This is a genomic window from Pseudomonas sp. o96-267, assembly GCF_003935465.1.
GTDB classification, from domain to species: domain Bacteria; phylum Pseudomonadota; class Gammaproteobacteria; order Pseudomonadales; family Pseudomonadaceae; genus Aquipseudomonas; species Aquipseudomonas sediminis.
Genome location: NZ_RHQP01000037.1, coordinates 15,645 through 31,971, shown reverse-complemented (window position 1 = coordinate 31,971; position 16,327 = coordinate 15,645). Strand labels below are relative to the sequence as shown.

Sequence of the window (16,327 nt, the reverse complement as noted above, 5' to 3'; positions counted from 1 at the left end):
CCGCTGTCACCTGACAGTTAGCTCGATATCAACGGAGCGAATTCGCGTGCGTCACTCGTTGGCGCTATGCCCTTGACCTTAGAAATGCTAACGGCATGTGGCCAAAGTAGCTCGCCACGAGGAGATCAGGCTAGGTCGTGGCACCTTCAGCAGGCTGCCGCGACGAGTAAGCCCCGCCAGTCGCTACCGCCGCCGACGCTCAGAGCCAGCGGCGGACTCGTGCACGGTAGCGGGCGAATGATTCGCCGAACAGTGCTTCCAGCGCCCACTCTTCGGGTGTGATCTGGAAACGGTTCATGTAGGGGTTTGGGGAGCAATGGAACCAAAAACCAACGTAAGCTCTGAATCCCACCGTAAAGGGGCTTTCCGATCTCCAGCTCACCCGCCAGGCATTACTCTCTGATCAGTGCCTCGATGATCGGGCAGATCGTTCCGCCGTCTCCCGCATCACATTGCTGCACCAGTTCGCCTAACAGTTGCTGCATGACGACCAAGTCGGCCATCTTCTGCTCGATCAACGCGAGCTTGCGTGCAGCCCGTGCTCGCGTTTCGGCACAGGCGCACGACTCATCCAGCGTCAGCAGTCCACCGACTTCCGAGAGCGTGAAACCCAGCGCCTGAGCCCGCTTGATGAAACGCAGTCGCTTCACCATGTCCACCGGATAGCGCCGATGGCCACCCAAGGGTTTGGCTGGTTCATCCAGCAGCCCGCGTCGCTGGTAGTAGCGGATCGTCTCGACGTTCACCCCGGCGGCGTCTGCCAGCTTGCCAATGGTCAGCTCTGTGGCCATCACTTTCTCCTTGATTCCGTACTTTGGTACGGAGTTTAGAATAGCACCTAGGCAATCAGGCTCAGGAGATGGGAATGGGGATGCAACTCACCGGGAAAGGCTCGCTGGTCGCGAGTTCGCTGACCGCCATCGGTGCGTCGGTGTGCTGTGTCGGGCCACTGGTGCTGTTGGCACTCGGTGTCGGCGGTACGTGGGTGGGCGCTCTGACCATGATGGAGCCACTACGCCCCCTCTTCATCGGGTTGACTCTACTGTTCCTGGGATTGGCATTCCGCAAGCTCTACCTGGTGCCACAGGTTTGTACGCCAGGTACACCCTGCGCCGATCCGCGCACGCTCGTGCGACAGCGACTCGTGTTCTGGATCGTCAGCGTGCTGCTGCTCGGCCTATTGGCCGTGCCGTGGCTCGCCCCGCTGTTCTACTGAAGGAGATTAACCATGCGCAAACTGCTGATCGCCGTGCTTTTCGCCTTGCCCTTCGTGGCGCTGGCGGCTCCCCCGAAAACCGTCACGCTCGACGTGCAGAACATGACGTGCGGACTCTGTCCGATCACGGTCAAGAAGTCGCTGGAGAAGGTGTCCGGCGTGAGTGACGTCCAGGTCAATTTCGACCAGAAGACGGCGACCGTCACCTACGATCCCGATAAGGCCCAGCCCGAGGCACTGACTGAGGCGACCGCGAACGCGGGATACCCCTCCACAGTGCAGAAGTGAGGTCACGATGAGCGCCATTGTCCTTGAGTCCGTGCTGACTTGCCCGCGCTGCGGCTTCGCCAAGCCGGAAACCATGCCCACGGACGCCTGCCAGTTCTATTACGAGTGCAGCAACTGCAAGGCGCTGCTGCGCCCCAACCCAGGGGATTGCTGCGTTTTCTGTTCGTTCGGCTCGGTGAAGTGCCCGCCGATCCAGCAGCAGCTTGGGTGTTGCTCATAGCGTTTAGGGGGATCACAGGTCGTCGTCTGGATTACGCAGTGGCCGCAGCTCGCCGCGCGCAACTTCTTCCGGTACCGCAAAGGAATACCGCCCGAGCATGTTGATGTGCTCGTAGATCAGCGGCGATAGCCGGGCCAAATCCTCTTCCAGCACTGGATAGCCGTGCTGCTTGAGCCGTTCCACGGCCGCCGTCATGTAGAGGGTGTTCCACAGCACGATGATGTTCACCACCAGGCCCAGAGCACCGAGCTGGTCTTCCTGGCCTTCGCGGTAGCGCTGGCGGAGCTCGCCGCGTTTGCCGTGGAACACGGCGCGGGCCAGGCTGTGCCGGCCTTCGCCTCGGTTCAACTGGGTCAGGGTGGCGCGGCGCTTGGACTCGTCGTCGATATAGGTCAACGTGTGCAGAGTCTTTTCGATCCGCCCGAATTCGGCCAGCGCCTGGGCCAGCCGGGTGGGTCTATCTCCCGTTTGCAGCGTGCGCATGATGCCAGTCGCCGGCACCCGGCCGAGTTTGAGCGAGCCGGCCAGGCGCAGCAGGTCGTCCCAGTGCTCGGCGATCAGGTCGAGTTTGACCGACTGGCGGGCCAGCCCGTTGAGCTTGCCGTAGTCCGCGTCCGGGCGCGTGCGCCAGAAGCGGGTACCGCCGACATCGGCCAGCCGCGGACTGAAGTGGTAGCCAAGTAGGCGGAAGAGCCCGAACACCACATCGCTGTAGGCCCCGGTGTCGGTCATGATTTGCGTCGGCTGCAACTCGGTCTGCTGTTCCAGCACGACCGCCAGCAACACCAGGCTGTCGCGCAGCGTGCCGGGCACGGTGATGGCGTTGAGGCCGGAGAATTGGTCGGAAATCAGGTTGTACCAGGTGACACCCCGGCCGGTGCCGAAATACTTCGGATTGGGGCCGGCATGCACGGTGCGCACCGGTACGACGAAGCGCATGCCATCGGCGGAGGCGACCTCGCCGCCACCCCAGACTTGGGCCAGTTCCAGTTGGCTTTGCGCTCCGACCAGGATGGCGTTAGCCGCTGACAGGGTGTCGTCGCGGATATAATTCTGGCTGACCCAGGACAGCCGGTCACGGCGCAGCGCCGGGTTGTCGGTGCGGATCAAGGGCTCCAGGCCGGTGTTGCAGGCCCCGCCCAACAGCACCGCGCAGAGGCTGGTGACCAGGTTGTCGGCGCGTGCATTGCGTTCGGAGACATGGGTGAAGGCCTCGGAAAAGCCAGTGCGGGCGGCGATTTCCAAGAGGATTTCCGGCAGATCGACACGCGGCATCAGGTCAGACACGGCCGCCCGCAGTTGCAGCAACGAGCAGGGCTCGTCCAGCTTGTCCAGCGCCCCGAGCGACAGTTCGGTCTTGCCCTCGGTGTTCTCGCTCAGTTGAATCGCCGGGTTGTCGGGCAGGCGCGCGGCTACTGCCAGCCAGGTTGCATCCAGCTCGACGGACAAGGCGTCCAGGGTGGTTTTGGCGTCGATGGTCAGGCCCAGTGACCGGCAGATGATCGGTCGCGCCGCCAGCCATTCGGCACCGTCGAGCAGGCCAAGGCGCGGGTCGGCATAGCGCCAACTGGGCGAGACGAAGACATCGCGGCGGCGCAGGGCCGTGCGCAGCGCATCGAGCGTGCAGAACACATAGGCACCCATGTCGAGGGAGCCATCTTCGCGGGTGATGTGCTTCTGCCAAGCCTTGGCCACGATCTCCTGCGGCGCGTCATCCTCTGGCTTCCGGCGCGGCAGGTTCAGTTGCAGCCACTCCAGACTAGCCGCCACGCCCTTGCCGGCCGGGCTGAAGCCGAAGCGGATGTGCTTGAGCAGGTCGGGCAGGAAGCGGCGCACGCTGCGGTAGCGCGCTTCCAATGCAAGAAAATAGACGTCATCTACCGGGCGGATCAGCGCGTTGACCTCTTCCAGGGCCTTTTCCAGGGTGGTCCTCGGCAGGTCGTTGAACAGCCGGGCGCGCACGTTGTCATCGCTGATCGAGCTGTCCAGCACGACCTTGCACGCGGCGGCGAGCGTCGCGGCCGACCGATCCAGGTCTTTCAGGCTGCGCATGCGGGCTTTCTTGTCGGCCTTCTCCGCGTTGCTGAACAGGTCGCGCAGCAAGGCCTCCAGGACTTCCAGTGCGTCGTCGTGCGCAGTCGCCTCCAGGCAGAGTGCGAAGGCCACCAGTGTCGCCATCCGCCGCGACGCCGGCAGCCGATTAATCGCGGTGACCTTGGCCGTGTTGGCGAAGCGGGCCAGGGCGGCGATACGGCTGGGAGGGATGTGCGCCGCCGCCGGCAAGGTGATGCCGATGCCGCGCACGTCATCGAGCCGGCGCAGTGCCCGAATCAACGCGGGGCCACTGACCATGACCGGGCCGGAGCGCAATTGATCCAGCCGGGAGCTGCGGTTGCCTTCGGCCACCGTCAGCAAGTCTTGCAGTTGCAATCGCTGTTCCTCAGTCACGCTGCGGCCCAGCGTAAACCAGAGGCGTTCTTCGACCCGACTGCGCAACTGGGCGATAAAGCGCTCTAGTTGAGACACACCAGGCAGGAGGACTTTCTGTGTGAACAGCCACGAGGTGGCTCGCTCAAACAGCACTCCCGGCCGGTCGGTGCCCGTCCAGCAGAGGGCATACAGCCAGCGGCTCAAGCGAAAGCCGATGCCCGGATCGGTGAAATGACGATAGCCAAAGCGGTTCTGAATATCGGTGGCATGTATCCAGCGGCGATGATCGCTATAGCGCTGGAGGCAGTCGGGGTCTGGAATCGCCAGTTGTCGGCAAAGCACCTGCAGGACTTCCACCGGCACGGCGGCGGGCTTGTCCGGCAGAACGCCAACGAAGCGGACGGTGGTCAGCAGAACGGCATAACCCAGACGGTTATGGTTACCCCGCAGCACCTGGATGGCTTCACGGTCTTCATCGCTCAGGTGGAAGTAACGTTCCAGCTCTTCACGGCTGGGCGAATCAACATAGCGGCCAAAACCGTCGCGTTGCTCTTGAGTCAGAAAACCGACCGGCATTGATCACAGCACCTCGACGCAGAACACGGCGGGCGTGACGATCCGCGTGCGTTCGATGTGCCCGCGTTGCAGCAGGCCGGCGCGGCGATCACCGGTTACCAGGTAGTCCGCATCGCCCGCCAAGGCCATGGCCAGCAAAAACGAGTCATCCGGATCATCGGCTTCGACCTCGATGGTCAGGCGCTCCAGTACCACAGCCCGTTGCAGGTTATTGATCATGGCGCCCACCTTGGCGGGCTGTAGGATGGCCTGAAGCTTGGGATAGCGGCTGGCTCGACGAATTTCATCGAGTTGCATCCGCGAGGTCACCACCTCGAAACGCGCCGCCCGCCAGGCACGGTAGATCGCATCGGGCGCGCCATGTGGCGAGATCAGGGCGCTGAACAGGATGTTGGTATCCAACACGACCCGCATCAGCGCTTACGTGCCCAGTCGAGCGCTTCGTCAACCGCGTTGGTCAATTCTGCCTCACTCAGATGGGCGTTAGCGGCCTTGGCCTGCTCAGCGCTCAGCTCCAGGATGTGTGCCCGTACCGCTTCTTCGATGAAGCGCGACAGGTCGCCCTTACGGCCGCCGCCCTGGCTGGCCAGAAACATCCGAAGCGACTGGTCGGTGTCGGCCGAGACGGCGACATTCCAGCGAATGGTATTCATAGCGTTCTCCGCTAATAGGTGTTTGTGTGTTTATACGCCAATCACAAAGGGCGATGCAATGGTTCGACAAAACGAAGGTTTTGCCGAACTCTATCGAGGAATGGCTCGGTTCGTTAAGCTCCCCGCGCTACGGTTCAAATAACTGGTACGCTTAATCAAAGTTCAACTATTACTAACGTAGTCGAGTAAACAGTACTTTTGATGAAGATCGGTTATGCGCGAGTGAGCACTCGGGATCAGAAAGCCGACCTACAAGTCGATGCCCTGAAACAGGCCGGGTGCGAACGCATCTACCAAGACATCGCCAGCGGCGCGAAAAGCGCCCGGCCGGAGTTGGACAAACTGCTGGCCAACGTGCGGCCGGGTGATGCCGTGGTGATCTGGAAGCTGGATCGCCTTGGGCGTTCCCTCAAGCACCTGGTCGAGTTGGTCGGCGAGCTGGCAGAGCGCAAGGTCGGCTTACAGAGCCTGAATGACCCCATCGACACCACCCACGCCCAAGGCCGCCTGGTGTTCAACCTGTTCGCCTCGCTGGCGGAGTTCGAGCGCGAGCTGATCCGCGAGCGGACTCAGGCGGGTCTGTCGGCCGCACGGGCGCGTGGCCGGATCGGTGGCCGTCCCAAGGGCCTGCCAGCCAAGGCTGAGGCCACCGCCATGGCGGCCGAAACCCTCTACCGCGAAGGTCGCCTGAGCGTCAGCGCGATCGGCGAGAAGCTGCACATCTCCAAGAGCACGCTGTACAGCTACCTGCGCCACCGTGGTGTCGAGATCGGCGCGTACCAGAAGAGCGCCAGGTCACGCGACCAGCAGCCTTCGGCCGCGTCGCCGGCAGAGCCGCCCGCCGCCGAGCGGGTGGCCACCGTCACCCTGCGCCTCGCGGTGGTGAATAACAGCAAGTTCGTGCGCGGCCGGAAGCGGGCCACGGAGAACATTGAGCGCTACTGCCTGGAGCCCTATGGCATGAAGCGGCTGGATGCCGGCCACTATGAGTTGACCATTCCGTATCGGAGCGACGATGAGCTGGACAAGAGCGTGCATGACCTGCTGACCGAGATCAGCCAGGAGGCCGACATGCGCAACTGTTTTGTCGAGATGGGCGCCTGGGAAGAAGACACCGAAAAGCGTTGGTAGGGCTTACGTTGGTTTTTGGTTCCATTGCTCCCCAAACCCCATAATCGGATAAAATGTAGCAATTCATATTCGTAAGCGTGGAGTAATCAGATGGGAAATTCCAAGTCAGCAGACAAGTAAGCCGCAACAACAAACACTGTTGTTGCGGCGTTCTGTAAGACCAATCCCAATCTGATTGTTGACGAGCAGACGCCGCCCGGAATCCTTAATCGAGCGGTTTATTCGTCATGACTATCACACGCCCCGCGTGGGCCTATACGTTGCCGGCAGCCCTGCTGCTGATGGCTCCCTTCGACATCCTCGCGTCACTGGCGATGGATATTTATCTCCCCGTCGTTCCAGCGATGCCTGGCATCCTGAACACGACGCCATCCATGATCCAACTCACGTTGAGCCTCTACATGGTTATGCTCGGCGTGGGGCAGGTGATCTTTGGCCCAATGTCGGATCGCATCGGGCGACGGCCGATCTTGCTTGCGGGCGGGGCGCTTTTCATCGTTGCTTCTCTCGGAGCGGCATGGTCGTCAACGGCCGCAACCTTCGTCGCGTTTCGCTTGCTACAAGCGGTCGGCGCGTCGGCGGCGTTGGTGGCGACGTTCGCGACGGTTCGCGACGTTTATGCCAGCCGCCCCGAGGGTGTCGTCATCTACGGTCTTTTCAGTTCGATGCTGGCCTTCGTGCCCGCCCTTGGCCCCATCGCCGGAGCACTGATCTGCGAGTTTTTCGGATGGCGGGCGATATTCGTCACGCTGGCTGCACTTGCGTTGCCTGCACTCTTGAACGCCGGTTTCAGATGGCACGAAACCCGCCCCTCGGATGAAGTAAACACACGCCGTTCCGTTTTGCCTATCTTCGTGAGTCCAACCTTTTGGGTTTACACGGTCGGCTTTAGCGCTGGCATGGGCACCTTCTTCGTCTTCTTCTCGACAGCCCCCCGAGTGCTCATAGGCCAAGCCGATTATTCCGAAATCGGGTTCAGTTTGGCTTTCGCCACTGTCGCACTGGTCATGATTGTGACAACCCGTTTCGCGAAGTCCTTTGTAGCCAGATGGGGCATTGCGGGATGCGCGGCGCGTGGGATGGCGTTGCTCGTTTGCGGGGCGATTCTGTTGGGAATCGGTGAACTTTTCGGCTCACCATCGTTCCTCAGCTTCATCCTGCCAATGTGGGTAATGGCAGTCGGCATTGTCTTCACGGTGTCCGTCACCGCCAATGGTGCTCTCGCACAGTTCGACGACATCGCAGGATCGGCAGTCGCCTTCTACTTCTGCGTCCAAAGCCTGATCGTCAGCATCGTCGGGACACTAGCGGTAACGCTGTTGAACGGAGATACGGCTTGGCCCGTGATCTGTTACGCCACGACGATGGCGATGCTAGTTTCGACGGGTCTTGCGCTACTTCGATTCCGTGAGGTTCACGCCGAGAGGTCGACGGTCGTCTGACCGGCAACTGGCAGGACGGTCGGCACCCATTCGGCGCACCCGTCATCGCAGCTTCATGAATGGCGGTATCCTGTCCGGCAGGATACCGCTCATTTCCCTTGTTCAGTTCATGGCCGTTGCCGAGCATTTGAATTTTCGGCACGCGGCCAACGCGCTCGGCGTCAGTCAGTCGAGCGTCAGCGCGCGCGTGAAGGCGCTGGAGAAAATCTTGGTGTCCTGCTGTTCGAGCGCCATGCGCGAGGCGTCCGGTTAACGGATGCAGGCAGACATTTCATGGAGCTGGTCGCGGTGGGCGTCGATCAGCTCGATCACGCCGTCAAGACCGCCGGCATGACAGCGCAAGGCGAATGCGGCCGGCTACGCATCGTTGTCTATGCCCTGATTCCGGGCAGCTTCCTTGCAGAGCTCGTCGCCAGTATCGGAAGGACCATCCCAATCTCGACATCGAAATCACGGAGGGCACCGCTGGCGGCCGGTCATCGACCGCCAGATCGGCCGCAAGGTCATGGGCGTCGTGCAGGGCGGATCGGAATCGTGGCAACTCGCGCGGCAGAGGGGGATAAGCCCCTAATCTGTTGTAGATGAACGTAGCCGCTCGAAACCGGTGATGAGGCTGTCAAGTCCGAAGTTGAACGCAGCATCTATGCCTTCTGTTTCCAACTCGTGAAACAGATCGTGCAGGAAGGACGATGCTGCCTGCCCGGACACATCTGATCTGTCCGACATTCTCTCATCAGCATCAGATGCCTGCTGTTCGAGAACGGAACCGACCACATAGTGACTGACCGCCCGGAGCGCCCAAACAGCGTGCTTCGGACCAAAGCCCGCCGCGCAGAGAAAGCGTATTTGTGTCTCGGCAGCGCCAAAATTCGGTTCTGTCGGTCGAGTGCCGGCATGGATGCGCGCACCGTCGCGATAATAGAGCAACGCCGTTCTGAAACTCTGGGCGTTCTCTTTCAGGAATAGCCGCCAGTCTTCGTTCTCTTCGGGTAGCGAGCGGGTGTGACGTTCCGTCAGCATTGCCTCGGCCAGTGCGTCAAGCAGCGCGCGCTTGTTCTGGAAATGCCAGTAAAGCGCAGGCTGCTGAACCTTGAGGCGTTCAGCGAGCTTTCGCGTCGTCAGGTTGTCCATGCCAACCTCGTTCAGCAACTCCAGCGCCGCCGCGATCACGGTGCCCTTGTCCAGTTTGGTCATTCACGTTCCTTCGCTAGTGCTTGACAATTTATCACCGATAAGTTCTATGTCTATGTCCTTATCATTGATAAAGTCGCTCGCATTGAGCGGCGCTGGAGTTTCAGGTGCGCAGCTCTGCCATCATCGCCCTGCTGATCGTCAGTCTCGACGCCATGGGACTCGGCCTCATCATGCCGGTCCTTCCGACGCTTCTGCGCGAGCTTGTGCCGGCGGAGCAGGTCGCTGGTCACTATGGTGCTTTGCTGTCACTCTATGCGTTGATGCAGGTCATCTTCGCGCCCGTGCTTGGACAATTTTCAGATGCTTACGGTCGGCGTCCGGTGCTTCTGGCTTCTCTTGCGGGGGCCGCAGTCGATTACACGATTATGGCATCAGCGCCGGTCTTATGGGTGCTCTATATCGGCCGACTCGTCTCCGGCGTCACGGGCGCAACCGGAGCTGTAGCTGCCTCAACCATTGCGGATTCGACGGGGGAAGGTTCTCGCGCACGCTGGTTCGGCTACATGGGGGCCTGTTATGGGGCAGGCATGATTGCCGGGCCAGCACTTGGTGGTATGCTCGGTGGTATTTCTGCCCATGCTCCGTTTATCGCCGCTGCCCTTCTCAACGGCTTCGCGTTCCTGCTAGCCTGCATTTTCCTCAGGGAGACTCGTCGCGGCGATGGCGAGACCGGAAAGCCGGTTCGCATCAAACCATTCGTTCTGTTCCGGCTGGATGATGCATTGCGCGGGCTAGCGGCCCTTTTCGCAGTTTTCTTCATTATTCAACTGATCGGCCAGGTCCCTGCGGCCCTATGGGTCATATATGGCGAGGATCGTTTTCAGTGGAACACCACGACCGTTGGCTTGTCGCTCGCGGCGTTTGGAGCAACGCACGCGATTTTTCAGGCGTTTGTTACCGGCCCTCTTTCAAGCCGGCTTGGAGAACGGCGCACGCTACTCTTTGGCATGGCTGCGGATGCGACTGGCTTCATTCTTCTGGCTTTTGCCACGCAGGGATGGATGGTGTTCCCGATTTTGTTGCTGCTTGCCGCCGGAGGTGTTGGCATGCCGGCCTTGCAGGCAATGCTTTCAAATAATGTCAGCAGTAACAAGCAAGGAGCTTTACAGGGAACGCTTACAAGCCTCATCAATCTAAGCTCTATCGCGGGACCGCTTGGCTTCACGGCACTCTATTCTGCCACCGTAGGAGCATGGAACGGTTGGGTTTGGATTGTCGGCGCGATCCTCTACTTAATATGTCTGCCAATACTACGCAGACCTTTCGCAACTTCATTGTGATTGAGTCATGGCGAATTGGTATGCGTAGACTTACGAGAAATGACGGATTAAATCCGTTGAGCCATCATCTCCTCTCGGGGCGAGTGCCGATGATGACCTTAGTTCACACTCTCGCCGTCGCCGAATATCTGAACTTCCGCCACGCCGCCAATGCGCTCGGCGTGGCGCAATCCAGCGTCAGCGCGCGCGTGAAGGCACTGGAGGAAGACCTTGGCATCCTCCTGTTCGAGCGCCATGCACGAGGTGTCCGACTGACCGAGGCCGGCCGCCACTTCGTCGAACGGATCGCGGCCGGTGTCGATCTATTGGACCATGCGATTAAGACCGCCGGCATGGCGGCAGCCGGAGAAAGCGGCCGGCTTCGTATCGGAATCCATGCCCTGATCCCTCGAAGCTTCCTAGCAAAGCTGATCGGCCGATACCGCAAGGCTTACCCCGGCGTTGAAGTCGAAATCACCGAAGGCCCAGCCCGTGAAGGGGAGCCAGCAGAATTCGGAAAAAATCGTACGCTAAGCCATTCGCGTAGATTTGTGATAATGTGAATACACGTATCACATAGGAGCCTTAAACATGGCCACTTCCATTCGCTTGGCACCCGAAACCGAGCAGCGCCTAGACTTTTTGGCGACAAGCACCGGGCGTACCAAGGCGTACTATCTGCGCGAAATCATCGATCATGGCCTGACTGACCTTGAGGATTACTACCTCGCGGCTGAAGTCCTGGAGCGAGTCCGTAAAAATACAGAGGTCGTTCACTCTGCTGCGGACGTAAGGAAAGACCTTGGCCTGGACGATTGATTACACCGACACGGCCAAAACACAGTTGCGGAAGCTCGACAAGCAGTCAGCGAAGCGCATTCTTGACTTTATGGATGAGCGGGTGTCCAGCAGGGATGATCCGAGAACTACTGGCAAGGCGCTAACAGGCCCATTGGGTGGCCTGTGGCGGTATCGCGTAGGAGACTTCAGGGTAATCTGCGAGATACAGGACGGCGCCTTACGGATACTGGTTGTACAGCTTGGCAACCGTCGAGAAGTTTACCGCTGAAACCAACGTAACCCGCTGTCGCGTCCAGTTGAAGTACGCCCTAACTAGGCGTCAGGCCGGAACCTTGGGCCGCGTCAGGATAGGGCCGATTCCAGCATTTTCTGACGCCTCGCCGGCAACCTCTAGGGCCTCAACCTGACAGGCCGTACGCTTAACGTACGATTTTTTCCGTTTTCTCTATCGTCCCCGATTACACGTTGATGTGGGATTAAAAAGGTTGCATCATAGGAATATGAAAGGCGGCTAAAAGCCGCATAGAAAGCGTTATGTGCTTTCTCTAAAACAAGCCAGATTCACTGAAACTTTCTTCTGGCTGGCCGCATCGGTCGTTTCGAATTAGCCACCTTTAAAATGCCGTTTTGATGCCTTATTTTGGCTAAAACGGGGTGTTTTAAGTTTCTGTTTTTATTGGTTTTGTTTTTGTTGAGAACTTTCAGGTAAATGATAGTCTTCAAATCAAATGTTTTTTGGAGCCACAGCATGGAAAAATCAAAGCAATTATATAATCAAGTGAACTTCTCACATCAGGACTTGCAAGAACATATCTTTAGCAATTGTACTTTTATACATTGTAATTTTAAGCGCTCAAACCTCCGAGATACACAGTTCATTAACTGTACTTTCATAGAGCAGGGGGCATTGGAAGGGTGCGATTTTTCTTATGCTGATCTTCGAGATGCTTCATTTAAAAACTGTCAGCTTTCAATGTCCCATTTTAAGGGGGCAAATTGCTTTGGTATTGAACTGAGAGATTGTGATCTTAAAGGAGCAAATTTTAGTCAAGTTAGTTTTGTAAATCAGGTTTCGAATAAAATGTACTTTTGTTCTGCATACATAACAGGTTGTAACTTATCCTATGCCAATTTTGAGCAGCAGCTTATTGAAAAATGTGACCTGTTCGAAAATAGATGGATTGGTGCAAATCTTCGAGGCGCTTCATTTAAAGAATCAGATTTAAGCCGTGGTGTTTTTTCGGAAGACTGCTGGGAACAGTTTAGAGTACAAGGCTGTGATTTAAGCCATTCAGAGCTTTATGGTTTAGATCCTCGAAAGATTGATCTTACGGGTGTAAAAATATGCTCGTGGCAACAGGAACAGTTACTGGAGCAATTAGGGGTAATCATTGTTCCTGACTAAGCGCAAGATTCGGCTACGCACATAACAAACGCTTTAAGACGGATTCGCAACGTTTGGCGGTTTTAGTTTGAATTGGCTTTTGTATTTACGGTGTAATAATTGAGTGTTGTGGTAGCGTTGCTCACCACTTAAGCGGGCGTTATAACACATTTGAGTTTATCGATTAAAAAGGAACAAAATGGAAGAGTATTGGAATCCGATGGTTCCTGAATTATTAGTGAGCAATTTCGACGAATCGTTAAAGTTCTACCAAAATTTACTTGGCTTTAAAATTAGAAACCAACGTTCAAATCCAGAGTTTGCATACTTGGAAAACGAAAATGTTCAAATCATGCTTGAACAGATTCATGATACGGGGTGGGTAACAGGAGAACTGGAATATCCGCTAGGGCGAGGTGTTAATTTTCAAATCGAGTTAACGGACATTTCACCGATACTAGAGCGTTTAAACGCCGCTAATGTCGCACTTTATCGGGAACCAAAGGAGAGTTGGTATGATGAAGGTGACATTTTTTCTGGTCAGCGTGAGTTTTTAGTCCAAGATCCTGATGGTTATCTGTTACGTTTTACTCAGTATTTGGGCGAAAAAAGCAAATAAGGTTATTGTGTTATAACAAACCGTTTAAGAGCGATTCCGCAACGCGTGCCAGTTTCGCTTCGCTCACAGTATGGCACGCATTACGTCACGCCTTAACGCGGCGTTATACCACAGCCAGAAAATATGGAGAAAAGGAAATGGATCTTAATTCACTACTACTATTTATAGTCGCTTGTCTTGCTATCAATATGATACCAGGGCCAGACGTTATCTATATTGTTTCAAACACAATGAAAGGTAAGTTGGTCACTGGTTTCAAAGCTGCAATGGGACTTGGTGTAGGTTACTTTGTTCATACCTTAGCAGCTTCATTAGGATTATCTGCAATTATCCTCAGCTCAGCGTTAGCTTTTAGCGCAGTCAAATGGTTAGGTGCCGCTTATCTAGTCTATTTGGGTGTTCAGGGGGACGGTAGAGAAAACGGACAAAATCGTACGCTAAGCATGCGGCCTGTCAGGTTGAGGCCATAGAGTTTGACGTTTAGGCGTCAGATAATGCAGAAAGCGGCCCTAGTCTGACGCGATGCCAGTGAGCCGACTGACGCCCAGTTGAGGTGTACTTCAACTGGACGTTCGCGGCGGGCCTACGTTGGGTTTTGGTTCCATTGCTCCCCAAATCCCGAATAGGGGGTCGTTTGCGGGAAGGGGCGGAATCCTACGCTAAGGCTTTGGCCAGCGATATTCTCCGGTGAGATTGATGTGTTCCCAGGGGATAGGAGAAGTCGCTTGATATCTAGTATGACGTCTGTCGCACCTGCTTGATCGCGGCCGCGATAGCTAGATCGCGTTGCTCCTCTTCTCCATCCGCGTTCCAAGCTGCGGAAAGGCACCCATAAGCGTACGCCTGGTCGAGCAGGCGACGCGGATCGACGTCCAGCGCACGAGAGAATGCGTCCGCCATCTGTGCAATGCGTCTAGGATCGAGACAAAGGTCGTCTCTGTCAGCCGGATCGTAGAACATATTGGCGGCGCCAAAGCCCACTTCACCGACCAGACCGACGGGATCTATCACCAGCCAGCCGCGACTGGAGAACATGATGTTTTCATGATGCAGATCGCCATGTAGCCCACGCAGTTCCGAGGCATTGCTCATCATTTGATCGGCTATAATCGCCGCGTGGACGTAGTCAGTTTGACAACCTGCGTTTTGATCATCGCGCGCCCGCTGAAACAAAGCTGCAAAGCGATCCCGGATCGGGAGAAGGGCAGAAGGCAGGGGTTCCTCAGATGCGGCATACAGCTTCGCCATTAGTTCCGCTGCAATTTCGGTCGCCTGGTAGTCGCCGTGCTCGGCAACGATGTGAGAGAGCATTCGCTCCCCGGCATATTCGAGCAACATCAGATTGTTCTCACGACCGAGCAACCGGACTGCTCCCCTCCCATTGCGCCATACCAGATAGTCGGCCCCGCGCAGTTCATCAGCAATGTCTTCTATAGGTTTCAATCCCTTGACGATTGCAGGAGTCCCGTCTGGCAATGAAACTTTCCAAACGAGGCTGGAAAAGGTGTCCGCAATGAGAACAGGTTGCGAAACGTGCCAATGAGCAGGAAAAACAGGCGGCATGAACATCAACCCCAAGTCAGAGGGTCCAATCGCAGATAGAAGGCAAGGCGTTCGCGGTCGGGGGCTTCGATCCCCAATACATTGAATAGGACAGCGAAGGCGCGCTCTGCTTCATCTGGCGCTGCCCAGTTCTCTTCGGCGTTAGCAATCATGAGTGCCAAATCGGCATAGCGATCTGCTGTTCCGAGCCGCCCAAGGTCGATCAGACCCGTGCATTGAAGAGTTTTAGGGTCCACCATGAAGTTCGGCATGCAGGGATCACCATGGCAAACAACCATATCGGTGCGCTCTTGGTCGAGCCGCACCGGTAGCTCTCGTTCGACACGAGCCAAAAGATCGAGCTGCGGCGTACTCTTGTCCTCGTCCGGTAAGAAGTCGGGATTGACGGCATTGCGGGACACCACATCAACGGCGCGTCCGAACATTCGCGACAGCCTGCGCTCAAACGGACATTGATCAACCGATAGGCTGTGAACAGCGCCAAGTTGCTGCCCCATTGACGGCCACGCTTTGAGCAAATCCGCTCCAGACAGATCAGCCGCCGGTACTCCCGGAATTGCCGTTATCACCAAGCATGCACCCTCCTGTTCCTCCTGCCAGTTGATCACCTCGGGGCAAGCCACACCTCGACCTTTGAGCCAAATGAGGCGGTCACGCTCTCCAGCGAGCTCACCGCGGCGGGAAGCAGGTGCGATTTTCGCGAAGGCATGCCCGTCACCACGTCGAAAAACAAAATCACCAGATTCTCCGCCTCTGACAGGCAACCAGTCAGAATGCGATTCACCAAAAAAAATATTAGTTCGATTCAATGGAGGTTCCTTCAGTTTTCTGATGAAGCGCGGAGGTGGCTCAACCTGCGAAAAGAAACGAGTTGCTACGTAAGTCCGAGAACATGCTTTCCATGGTCTCTGAGCTCGCCTTTGGGACCGACATATCGGTAGAGAGTGACGCGCTCGATGCCGAGTTCCTTGCAGAGATCGGAAACTGAAGTATCGCGCTGGGCCATGGCGGCTTGCGCGAGACGCACCTGAGCTTTGGTGAGCGCGAATTTTCGTCCGCCCTTGCGACCGCGCGCTCTCGCGGAGGCGAGACCCGCCATGGTGCGCTCTCGGATCAGATCCCGCTCGAACTCGGCCAAGGTGGCGAAGATTCCGAACACCATGCGACCGGACGCAGTCGTGGTGTCGATCTGAGCGCCCTTTCCAGTCAGAACCCGCAGGCCGATCTTGCGGTCTGACAGCTCCTTCACCGTGTTGACCAGATGGGCAAGCGATCGTCCGAGGCGATCGAGCTTCCAGACCACCAGCACATCGCCGTCACGCAATGACTTGAGGCAGGCAGTCAAGCCAGGGCGATCATCACGACCGCCGGAAGCAAGATCATCATAGATATTGTCCCGTTCGACACCTGCGGCGCGCAAGGCGTCGTGCTGCAGGTCGAGAGACTGCGAGCCATCGGCTTTGGAGACGCGGGCATATCCGATCAGCATGTATCACAAACGTTGGTTTGAGGCGGCGCTTCGGCCACGATTGCATTGACCTCTGGAAATGT

21 protein-coding genes and 1 pseudogene are annotated in these 16,327 nt (G+C 57.3%); 14 read left to right on the top strand and 8 right to left on the bottom strand.

Annotated elements, in window-relative coordinates; genetic code table 11:
* Nucleotides 1–392 precede the first annotated feature (392 nt).
* Nucleotides 393–791, bottom strand: coding sequence for an Hg(II)-responsive transcriptional regulator (merR, locus tag EGJ86_RS21025; RefSeq protein WP_003089120.1), 399 nt, complete (start codon nt 789–791; stop codon nt 393–395).
* A 74-nt stretch (nt 792–865) separates the two neighbouring features.
* Here merR and EGJ86_RS21020 point away from each other — a divergent pair, with 74 nt between their 5' ends.
* Genes EGJ86_RS21020 through EGJ86_RS21010 form a run of 3 tightly spaced genes read left to right on the top strand, consistent with a single transcriptional unit; the run spans nt 866 to nt 1,724 of the window.
* A complete protein-coding gene (locus tag EGJ86_RS21020) occupies nt 866–1,216 on the top strand; it encodes a mercuric transporter MerT family protein (RefSeq protein WP_003089115.1) in 351 nt (116 codons plus the stop codon).
* A 12-nt stretch (nt 1,217–1,228) separates the two neighbouring features.
* Nucleotides 1,229–1,504, top strand: a complete 276-nt coding sequence (gene merP, locus EGJ86_RS21015) for a mercury resistance system periplasmic binding protein MerP (protein ID WP_003150552.1) — start codon at nt 1,229–1,231, stop codon at nt 1,502–1,504.
* 7 nt (nt 1,505–1,511) lie between these two features.
* Complete coding sequence (locus tag EGJ86_RS21010; RefSeq protein WP_003089113.1) at nt 1,512–1,724, top strand: GDCCVxC domain-containing (seleno)protein; 213 nt, start codon at nt 1,512–1,514, stop codon at nt 1,722–1,724.
* A 12-nt stretch (nt 1,725–1,736) separates the two neighbouring features.
* Here the strand turns inward: EGJ86_RS21010 and EGJ86_RS21005 are convergent, their stop codons facing one another.
* From EGJ86_RS21005 to EGJ86_RS20995, 3 genes are read right to left on the bottom strand one after another with little or no spacing between them, the layout of a single operon-like run.
* Nucleotides 1,737–4,730, bottom strand: coding sequence for a Tn3 family transposase (locus EGJ86_RS21005; protein ID WP_003299771.1), 2,994 nt, complete (start codon nt 4,728–4,730; stop codon nt 1,737–1,739).
* A 3-nt stretch (nt 4,731–4,733) separates the two neighbouring features.
* Nucleotides 4,734–5,144, bottom strand: a complete 411-nt coding sequence (locus EGJ86_RS21000) for a putative toxin-antitoxin system toxin component, PIN family (RefSeq protein WP_003150546.1) — start codon at nt 5,142–5,144, stop codon at nt 4,734–4,736.
* Entirely contained in the window at nt 5,144–5,383 is a 240-nt protein-coding gene (locus EGJ86_RS20995) for a ribbon-helix-helix domain-containing protein (RefSeq protein ID WP_003089107.1), read from the bottom strand. The genes EGJ86_RS21000 and EGJ86_RS20995 overlap by 1 nt, the downstream gene beginning before the upstream one ends.
* A 201-nt stretch (nt 5,384–5,584) precedes the next feature.
* On the opposite strand from EGJ86_RS20995, the gene EGJ86_RS20990 reads away from it, so the two are divergent.
* From EGJ86_RS20990 to EGJ86_RS25695, 4 genes and pseudogenes are all read left to right on the top strand, one after another.
* On the top strand, nt 5,585–6,514 hold the full coding sequence (locus tag EGJ86_RS20990) for a recombinase family protein (RefSeq protein WP_003150544.1): 930 nt from the start codon (nt 5,585–5,587) through the stop codon (nt 6,512–6,514).
* A gap of 227 nt (nt 6,515–6,741) precedes the next feature.
* On the top strand, nt 6,742–7,956 hold the full coding sequence (gene floR, locus EGJ86_RS20985; protein ID WP_125836497.1) for a chloramphenicol/florfenicol efflux MFS transporter FloR: 1,215 nt from the start codon (nt 6,742–6,744) through the stop codon (nt 7,954–7,956).
* A 28-nt stretch (nt 7,957–7,984) separates the two neighbouring features.
* Nucleotides 7,985–8,283, top strand: a pseudogene (locus tag EGJ86_RS25145) (LysR family transcriptional regulator); the annotation flags it as partial.
* A gap of 178 nt (nt 8,284–8,461) precedes the next feature.
* Entirely contained in the window at nt 8,462–8,527 is a 66-nt protein-coding gene (locus EGJ86_RS25695; protein ID WP_372237984.1) for a hypothetical protein, read from the top strand.
* On the opposite strand, the gene tetR is transcribed toward EGJ86_RS25695, so the two are convergent.
* Nucleotides 8,524–9,150, bottom strand: a complete 627-nt coding sequence (gene tetR / locus EGJ86_RS20975) for a tetracycline resistance transcriptional repressor TetR (RefSeq protein ID WP_125836496.1) — start codon at nt 9,148–9,150, stop codon at nt 8,524–8,526. The genes EGJ86_RS25695 and tetR overlap by 4 nt on opposite strands.
* Nucleotides 9,151–9,254: 104 nt before the next feature.
* On the opposite strand from tetR, the gene tet(G) reads away from it, so the two are divergent.
* The 7 genes from tet(G) (at nt 9,255) to EGJ86_RS20940 (ending at nt 13,683) form a co-directional block, all read left to right on the top strand.
* A complete protein-coding gene (tet(G), locus tag EGJ86_RS20970) occupies nt 9,255–10,430 on the top strand; it encodes a tetracycline efflux MFS transporter Tet(G) (RefSeq protein ID WP_125836495.1) in 1,176 nt (391 codons plus the stop codon).
* Between the two features lie 56 nt (nt 10,431–10,486).
* Complete coding sequence (locus EGJ86_RS20965) at nt 10,487–10,972, top strand: LysR family transcriptional regulator (protein WP_230964573.1); 486 nt, start codon at nt 10,487–10,489, stop codon at nt 10,970–10,972.
* Between the two features lie 28 nt (nt 10,973–11,000).
* Complete coding sequence (locus tag EGJ86_RS20960; RefSeq protein WP_005730594.1) at nt 11,001–11,228, top strand: hypothetical protein; 228 nt, start codon at nt 11,001–11,003, stop codon at nt 11,226–11,228.
* Nucleotides 11,212–11,478 carry a type II toxin-antitoxin system RelE/ParE family toxin gene (locus EGJ86_RS20955; protein ID WP_005730593.1) on the top strand — a complete coding sequence of 89 codons (267 nt, stop codon included), beginning with the start codon at nt 11,212–11,214 and terminating at the stop codon, nt 11,476–11,478. Before EGJ86_RS20960 ends, EGJ86_RS20955 begins: the two co-directional genes overlap by 17 nt.
* 480 nt (nt 11,479–11,958) lie before the next feature.
* Complete coding sequence (locus EGJ86_RS20950) at nt 11,959–12,615, top strand: quinolone resistance pentapeptide repeat protein QnrVC1 (RefSeq protein WP_000415714.1); 657 nt, start codon at nt 11,959–11,961, stop codon at nt 12,613–12,615.
* A 178-nt stretch (nt 12,616–12,793) separates the two neighbouring features.
* A complete protein-coding gene (locus tag EGJ86_RS20945; protein ID WP_079761391.1) occupies nt 12,794–13,213 on the top strand; it encodes a VOC family protein in 420 nt (139 codons plus the stop codon).
* A 137-nt stretch (nt 13,214–13,350) separates the two neighbouring features.
* The gene (locus EGJ86_RS20940) at nt 13,351–13,683 is read left to right on the top strand and encodes a LysE family translocator (protein WP_196496125.1); all 333 of its coding nucleotides are present in this window, start codon (nt 13,351–13,353) and stop codon (nt 13,681–13,683) included.
* Nucleotides 13,684–13,945: 262 nt separating this feature from the next.
* Here EGJ86_RS20940 and EGJ86_RS20930 read toward each other — a convergent pair whose 3' ends face one another.
* From EGJ86_RS20930 to EGJ86_RS20920, 3 genes are all read right to left on the bottom strand, one after another.
* The gene (locus EGJ86_RS20930) at nt 13,946–14,782 is read right to left on the bottom strand and encodes an aminoglycoside O-phosphotransferase APH(6)-Id (RefSeq protein WP_000480968.1); all 837 of its coding nucleotides are present in this window, start codon (nt 14,780–14,782) and stop codon (nt 13,946–13,948) included.
* On the bottom strand, nt 14,782–15,585 hold the full coding sequence (gene aph(3'')-Ib / locus EGJ86_RS20925) for an aminoglycoside O-phosphotransferase APH(3'')-Ib (RefSeq protein WP_001082319.1): 804 nt from the start codon (nt 15,583–15,585) through the stop codon (nt 14,782–14,784). The genes EGJ86_RS20930 and aph(3'')-Ib overlap by 1 nt, the downstream gene beginning before the upstream one ends.
* A 65-nt stretch (nt 15,586–15,650) precedes the next feature.
* Nucleotides 15,651–16,265 carry a recombinase family protein gene (locus EGJ86_RS20920; RefSeq protein WP_000904906.1) on the bottom strand — a complete coding sequence of 205 codons (615 nt, stop codon included), beginning with the start codon at nt 16,263–16,265 and terminating at the stop codon, nt 15,651–15,653.
* Between the last annotated feature and the right edge of the window lie 62 nt (nt 16,266–16,327).